This window comes from Bradyrhizobium sp., assembly GCF_035484855.1.
Classification (GTDB): Bacteria; Pseudomonadota; Alphaproteobacteria; order Rhizobiales; family Xanthobacteraceae; genus Bradyrhizobium.
In genome coordinates this window covers 1-6,381 of record NZ_DATHOP010000004.1, presented here as the reverse complement: position 1 = coordinate 6,381, position 6,381 = coordinate 1, and the positions used below count along the sequence as shown (strand labels likewise).

Here is a 6,381-nt window from a genome sequence, read left to right as displayed (position 1 = left end):
TCGCAGTCGTTCCCGCTATATTGATTCGTGAGGCTGCGGCGCCGAATTAAAGCGGTCCGTTTCAAGCCGATAAAGTTCAAACCAATAAAAAGTCGTCACAGCCTGAGAGCCTGACGACTTTTTTTATTGTCTTGTTTGTCGATCAGGCGTGCAGCGCCTGCAATTCTTTCAGAATCGCTTCGCCCATTTGCGTGGTCGAAACAGCCGTTGTGCCTTCCGACTTGATATCCGCCGTGCGCAGGCCCTTGGCCAGCGCGGCCGCAATCGCGGCATCCAGCCTATCGGCCAACTCGCCCATATCAAAGGAATAGCGCAGCCCCATGCCGAACGAGGCCAGCATCGCAATCGGATTGGCCAGACCCTTGCCGGCGATATCGGGCGCCGAACCGTGCACCGGCTCGAACAGCGATTTACGCTTTTTGGTTTTGACATCGATCTCGCCGAGCGAGGCCGACGGCAACATGCCCAGCGAACCGGTCAGCATCGCCGCGATATCCGACAGCATGTCGCCGAACAGATTGTCGGTGACGATGACGTCGAATTGCTTCGGCCATTTCACCAGATTCATGCCGCCGGAATCGGCCAATTGGTGTTCGAGCTGTACGTCCTTGTATTCGCGCGCATGTACCTGCGTGACGACTTCGTTCCAGAGCACGCCCGATTTCATGACGTTGCGCTTTTCCATCGAGGTCAGCTTGTTGCGGCGCTTGCGCGCCAGGTCGAAGGCGACGCGGGCGATGCGCTCGATCTCGTAGGTGTCGTAGACCTGAGTGTCGATGGCGCGCTTCTGGCCATTGCCGAGATCGGTGATGGTTTTGGGCTCGCCGAAATACACCCCGCCGGTGAGTTCGCGCACGATCATGATGTCGAGCCCCTCGACCACCTCGCGCTTCAGGCTCGAGGCATCCGCCAGCGCCGGATAGCACACCGCGGGCCGCAAATTGGCGAACAGGCCGAGGTCCTTGCGCAAGCGAAGCAGCCCGGCCTCGGGCCGCGCCTCATAGGGAACGCTGTCCCATTTGGGGCCGCCGACCGCGCCGAAGATGATGGCGTCCGCGGCCATCGCCTGCGCCATGGTCGCGTCCGTAATGCTCTGCTGGCTCGCGTCATAGGCGGAACCGCCGACCAGGCCCTGCTCGGTAGCAAAATGCGCGATGCCTTCCGCATCGAGCCAGTCGATCAAGCGCTTCACCTCCGCCATCACTTCGGGGCCGATGCCGTCGCCGGGCAGAAGCAGGAGTTTGTGGGTGGTCATGGGAAGGCCTCGCAATGTATCCGCAACTCGTCATTCCGGACGCCGAGCATAGCGAGGCGATCCGGAATCCAGCGGTGAGATGGATTCCGGGTTCGCGCTGGCGCGCGCCCCGGAATGACGAACAAAGCGGAGTGCTAAAGCGGCATTGCGCGGATGGCAAGACACCATTGCCGTCTGCGCCCTGTGCAACGGCGCCATACCCTGCCACAGTCCAGCTTGCTGGAGATTCCCTTGCACGCGCCCGCTCCCAAGCTACCCGCGCATCCGGCGCGGTTGATCCTGATTTTGTCGCTGGCGCCGACCGTCGGGCTCGGCATCGGCCGCTTTGCCTATGCGCTGGTGCTGCCGGACATGCGCGACGCGCTTGCGTGGTCTTATTCGGCCGCGGGCTTCATGAATACCGTCAATGCCGCCGGCTATCTCGCCGGCGCGTTGATGGCCGCGCGGCTGATCAGGCGATATGGGCTGTCCGCCACCATCCGCTGGAGCACGCTGGCCTGCCTGCTGTCGCTGGCGCTGAGCGCCATATCCGGCAATTTTATTATTTTGAGCCTTGCGCGCCTGCTGGTCGGCATCGGTGCCGCGATTGCCTTCGTGGCAGGTGCCGCGCTGGCCGCGAAGATCGCGCAGTCGAGGCCGGCGCGGGCGAATTTTCTGTTGAGCTTGTTTTACGCCGGACCCGGGCTCGGCATCGTGGCCTCCGGCCTGATCGCACCCTTCGTGCTGCAGGGGTTCGGACCGGGCTCGTGGTGGATCGTGTGGTGGGTGCTGACGGGACTGTCGGTGGTCCTGACCATTCCGCTGCTGCTGGTGCCGATCGACAGCGATGCCGGCCTCGACGAGACCGCGCCGGCACCCTTCGCGATCCGGCCGATATTGATTTATCTCGTCGGCTACTTCCTGTTCGGCGCCGGCTACATCGCCTACATGACCTTCATGATCGCCTATGTCCGCGACGCCGGCGGCGGCGCCATGGCGCAGAGCGCGTTCTGGAGCCTGATCGGCCTGAGCGCGTTCGCGACCCCCTGGGTTTGGCGCCTCGTGCTGGCGCTGGATCGTGGCGGCCTCTCGACCGCCATCGTGCTCGGCGTCAATGCGCTCGGTGCGGGCTTGCCGCTGTTCGGGCATTCCACGCTGCTATTGACCGTCTCGGCGCTGGTGTTCGGGGTTGCCTTCTTCGCGGTGGTGGGATCGACCACCGCCTTCGTGCGCTTCAACTACCCGCCTGCCGCCTGGCCCAAGGGGATCGCCGCGATGACCGTCGCATTCGGCATCGGCCAGACGCTGGGGCCGACCGCGGTCGGCGCCGTTACCGACACGTTCGGCAGCCTGGCTTACGCGCTCAACGTCTCCGCGGCGCTGCTGGTGCTCGGCGCGGTCGCAGCCGCGCTTCAGGGCAGGCTGGCGCGCAAATCCTAAAGCGCGATGAGATTAGGATGAATCATCATCGCGCTTTAGATTCTTGGTTGCGCATGATCTCTTCGGAAAACCGCTTCACACTTTTCCGGATCATGCGTTAGGCTGGGCTAGAGTGCGTTTTTACGCCGTCCATGACCGGGAATAATGACTTCCGATACGCACCACTCACACGCCTCCGACCGCGGCATTCTCACCGGCCTGCTGGGAACGCCGATCGCGCAGTCGGCAGCTCCAGCCATGCACGAGGGGGCGGCCGAGGCGCTGGGCCTCCGCTGTCATTACCAGTTGATCGAAGTCGCCGGCGCCGGGCGCGACGAACTGAAACTGATGCTCGAGGGTATCAGGCGGCTCGGTTTTGCAGGCATCAACGTCACCTTTCCCTACAAGGAAGCCGTGCTCGATCTGCTCGACGAATTATCGCCGGGCGCGGCACAGACCGGCGCGGTCAATACCGTCGTCGTCCGCGACAACCGGCTGATCGGCCACAACACCGATCGGACCGGCTTTGCGCGAGCCATCGCCCCGCTGGTCACCGCTTCCTCGCCTGGCTGCGTTGCGTTGATCGGCGCCGGCGGCGTCGGCAAGGCGATTGCGTTTGCGCTGGCGGGCCTCGGCGTCAGCGAGTTGCGGATTTTCGATACCGAGCCCAACAAGGCGGCACGATTGGTCGCAAAGCTCGAAGGCCACACCAAAACAAGCGTCGCCCACAACGTCGAGGACGCGCTGCGCGATGTCGTGGGATTGGTCAACGCGTCCCCGGTCGGCATGCTGCCGAGCGTGGCCACGCCGGTTCCGGATGGCCTGCTGCATGCCGGATTGTGGGTTGCCGATGCGGTCTATTCGCCGCTCTGGACGCCGCTGCTGACAGCGGCCAAGGCCAAAGGCGCGACCGTCATGACCGGGCGCGAACTTGCCATTTATCAGGCCGCCGACGCATTCGAATTATTCACCGGGGTCGCGGCGTCGACCGCCGTGATGGGAATGGCATTCGACGGCGCGATGGCAAAAAGATACGCCGCGCCGGATGTGGCGAGAGGCTGAATCGTAGGGTGGGCAAAGGCGCTCTTGCGCCGTGCCCACCATATGCACTTCATCAAAGATGGTGGGCACGCTTCGCTTTGTCCACCCTACGGGACCCAAGGGCTCAGCTCCCGCTGAACGAATTGTAGCCCTGGTCTTCCCAGTAGCCGCCCTTGTAGTCGTTGGTGACTTCCATCGAGATCACGTATTTCGGATTCTTGAATCCGAGCTTGGTCGGCACCCGGATCTTCATCGGATAGCCGTAGGCGCGGGGAAGGATTTCGTCGGCGAATTTGAAGGTCATCTGGGTCTGCGGGTGCAGCGCCGTCTCCATGTCGAGCGGCGAGTTATAGCCGTCCTTGTCGGCGCACTGGAACCAGCAATATTTGGCGTGGGTGTCGGCGCCGATCAGTTTCAGGAAGTCGCGCAGCGGCGTGCCGGTCCAGCTGCCGATCGCGCTCCAGCCCTCGACGCAGATATGGCGGGTGACCTGCTTGACCTGCGGCAGCTTGTACAATTCATCCAGCGTCCAGGATTTCTTGTTGTCGACGAGGCCGCGCACCTCGAGCTTCCACGCCTTGCCGTCAACCTCGGGCGCGTCGTCGACATCATAATAGCCGTTGAACGGGAACGGTTTGGTGATCGCGCTTTCGGGAAAGGTCGGCGCCAGTGCATAGGGATTGAAAATCAAGGCCTGCACCGCGTCGTTGAATTTCGAGATTCTCGCCAGCATGTCATCGGCGGAAAAACTGTCGGTCACGTTACAGCCGGTCAAAAGCGTCAGCGCGCCGAGACTCGCGCCGCCCGCGATGAAACGCCGCCGCGCCGGGTCGGGCAGCAGTTTGACGGCGTCCCGGATCAAAAGCTTCTTGTCGACGCCGGGAATGAGAAGCGAACGAAGCCGGCCCATGATGAGTTCTCCTCGAATATTAGCGGCCGATGATCATGGCCCGCAGGCTCTTCGGCACCAGCACCGCCAGCGCGACGTGCACGATCAGGAACGCGCAGATCAACGACATGCAGATGAAGTGGACGTAGCGCGCGACGTCGTAGCCGCCGAACAAGGCCGTCAGGTATTGCAGCTGCACCGGCTTCCAGATCGAAAGCCCGGACAATACGATCACGACGCCGACCACGATGATACCCGCGTACAGCAGCTTCTGGACGTAATTATACCGGGTAAGGTCGTCATGCTCGAGCTTGAAGGTCAGTGCGGCCTTGACGTCGGAGATCACGCCGGATGGCGTGATCGGCAGCAGTTTCTTGCGGAAGCGGCCGGTGGCAAAACCGAGCGTCAGATAGACGAGGCCGTTGACCATCAGCAGCCACATTGCCGCGAAATGCCAGAGCAGCGCGCCGCCCAGCCAGCCGCCCAGCGTGATCGAGGACGAGAAGCTGAAATCGAACAGCGGCGAGGCGTTGTAGATCTGCCACCCCGACATGATCATCAGGGCCATCGCGAAAGCATTGATCCAGTGCACCGTCCGCACCCAGGCCGGCTGAATGACCTTCGTTGTGGCGGGTACGGTAGGGTGGTCGCTGGCTGCAAGGCTGGACATGGCTGATCTCTGAGGTCGATACTCGGAATATACGCCGGGATCCGTGGGTTCGTTACTGCCAAAGAGTAGATAAGATCTATGCCTGACGGGCATCGTAGTCACAAAAATGCGAGCCGGGTTGCCCCGGCTCGCATGCGCACATCCCGTCGGGGACCAGAACAGGACAGGCGAGCGTTACGACGGCATCAGGACGGTATCGACCACATGGATCACGCCGTTCGACTGATTGACGTTCGGGATCGTCACGGTCGAGGAGCCGCCCTTGGAGTCGATGATCATGACGGTATCGCCCGACCGCTTCACGGTCAGCTCTTCGCCCTGGACGGTCTTGAGCTTCTTGCCGTCGGTCAGGTCGGAGGCCTCGAGCCTGCCGGGAACCACGTGGTAGGTCAGGATTTTGGTCAGGGTGGCCTTGTTCTCCGGCTTCACCAGGGTGTCGACGGTGCCTTCCGGCAGCTTGCCGAAGGCGGCGTTGGTCGGCGCGAACACCGTGAACGGTCCCTTGCCTTCCAGGGTCTCGACCAGGCCGGCGGCCTTGACCGCGGCGACCAGCGTGGTGTGGTCCTTCGAATTGACGGCGTTCTGGATGATGTTCTTCGAGGGGAACATCGCAGCGCCGCCGACCATCACGGTCTTTTCGCCCGAAGTCATCTTGTCTTGCGCGCTGACGGGCGCGACGATGCTGGCGGTGAGGGCGAATGCGCCGAAGGCGGCGGCGGTCAAAAATGCGATACGCTTGGACATGGTGACATCTCCCGATGATGAAATGAGCCGGCTGAAGCCGGCGATGAAGCCAACAACGATGCGGTCGAACCTGGGTGGACTGCTTCGTCGTTGGCCCGAGTTACGGCAGGCCTAGGGGCCGGTTTCAGGGAATAAATTTTCGCTTCGCTGAAACTATTTTCCACAGCATCCGTGTGCGTCGGATGGCACACGCGAATCGTCAGGGTCATTGACGCGTCATTCGATTTACCGGCCGGCGGAATTGCCGCGACACAGCAGCGTGCACTGCCGCGAGCAATTCGCTTGCTGCGACAAAAAATCAGGTTCAGCCTGAAGGTAACGGCGGCGTCAACGAACGCTGGCCTGCAACAGCAACGTGCCGTCAACGGTGCGGCGCGATTCTGG

Annotated in this window: 6 protein-coding genes; 2 read left to right on the top strand and 4 right to left on the bottom strand. The window is 62.3% G+C overall.

The annotated features are described in order from the left end of the window. Nucleotides 1-142: 142 nt before the first annotated feature. Nucleotides 143-1,255 (bottom strand): 3-isopropylmalate dehydrogenase, encoded by a 1,113-nt coding sequence (leuB, locus tag VK804_RS00230; protein WP_325366473.1) that lies wholly within the window; start codon nucleotides 1,253-1,255, stop codon nucleotides 143-145. A 231-nt stretch (nucleotides 1,256-1,486) separates the two neighbouring features. On the opposite strand from leuB, the gene VK804_RS00225 reads away from it, so the two are divergent. Both VK804_RS00225 and VK804_RS00220 read left to right on the top strand, forming a co-directional pair. Next, nucleotides 1,487-2,674: a YbfB/YjiJ family MFS transporter gene (locus VK804_RS00225; protein WP_325366471.1), complete on the top strand. Its 1,188-nt coding sequence runs from the start codon at nucleotides 1,487-1,489 to the stop codon at nucleotides 2,672-2,674. 144 nt (nucleotides 2,675-2,818) lie between these two features. Beyond that, a complete protein-coding gene (locus VK804_RS00220) occupies nucleotides 2,819-3,715 on the top strand; it encodes a shikimate dehydrogenase (RefSeq protein WP_325366469.1) in 897 nt (298 codons plus the stop codon). Nucleotides 3,716-3,818: 103 nt separating this feature from the next. Here the strand turns inward: VK804_RS00220 and VK804_RS00215 are convergent, their stop codons facing one another. The 3 genes from VK804_RS00215 to VK804_RS00205 form a co-directional block, all read right to left on the bottom strand. Then, complete coding sequence (locus tag VK804_RS00215; protein WP_325366467.1) at nucleotides 3,819-4,604, bottom strand: molybdopterin-dependent oxidoreductase; 786 nt, start codon at nucleotides 4,602-4,604, stop codon at nucleotides 3,819-3,821. Between the two features lie 19 nt (nucleotides 4,605-4,623). Beyond that, the gene (locus VK804_RS00210; protein WP_325366465.1) at nucleotides 4,624-5,253 is read right to left on the bottom strand and encodes a cytochrome b/b6 domain-containing protein; all 630 of its coding nucleotides are present in this window, start codon (nucleotides 5,251-5,253) and stop codon (nucleotides 4,624-4,626) included. A 174-nt stretch (nucleotides 5,254-5,427) separates the two neighbouring features. After that, complete coding sequence (locus tag VK804_RS00205) at nucleotides 5,428-5,997, bottom strand: fasciclin domain-containing protein (protein ID WP_325366463.1); 570 nt, start codon at nucleotides 5,995-5,997, stop codon at nucleotides 5,428-5,430. Nucleotides 5,998-6,381: the final 384 nt, after the last annotated feature.